General features: G+C 48.4%; 1 pseudogene. It reads right to left on the bottom strand.

The annotated features are described in order from the left end of the window. Positions 1-469: pseudogene (locus CYP05_RS03580) on the bottom strand (excinuclease ABC subunit B); the annotation flags it as partial.

Here is a 469-nt window from a genome sequence, read left to right as displayed (position 1 = left end):
GCTCCTATCGCCTGCATACATGCCCCTAAACTGTGGCAAACTCACGTGACTCTCATCGACGATGACTAGATAGTCTTTGCCGCTTATCTCAAAGTAGTCAAACATCGAGTACGGCGTCTCTCCAGGCTTTTGTCCGGTTAGGTGGCGCGCGTAGTTTTCGATGCCTTTACACATGCCCGTACTGGCCATCATCTCGAGGTCAAACTCCACCCTTTGCTTTAGCCTCTGCGCCTCGACTAGCTTGCCCTGCTCGTTAAACTCTTTCAAGCGAATATCAAGCTCCTCTTCGATCTCTTTCATAGCGATCTTTAGCCTATCAGCGCCTACGATGAACTGGCTGGTGGCATAAAGCGTAAATTTAGGGTTATCCTTTAGCCTTTTGTTATCAAGCACGTCAAAATGATACATCGCATCGATCCCATCGCCACAAAACTCGATCCTTAGGGCTTCGTCGTTGTAATAAGCTGGA

Origin of the sequence: Campylobacter concisus (assembly GCF_002913545.1) — a bacterium.
Taxonomy (GTDB): Bacteria; Campylobacterota; Campylobacteria; order Campylobacterales; family Campylobacteraceae; genus Campylobacter_A; species Campylobacter_A concisus_AV.
The sequence above is the reverse complement of the archived record's forward strand: the minus strand, read 5'-3'. Positions and strand labels throughout refer to the sequence as shown.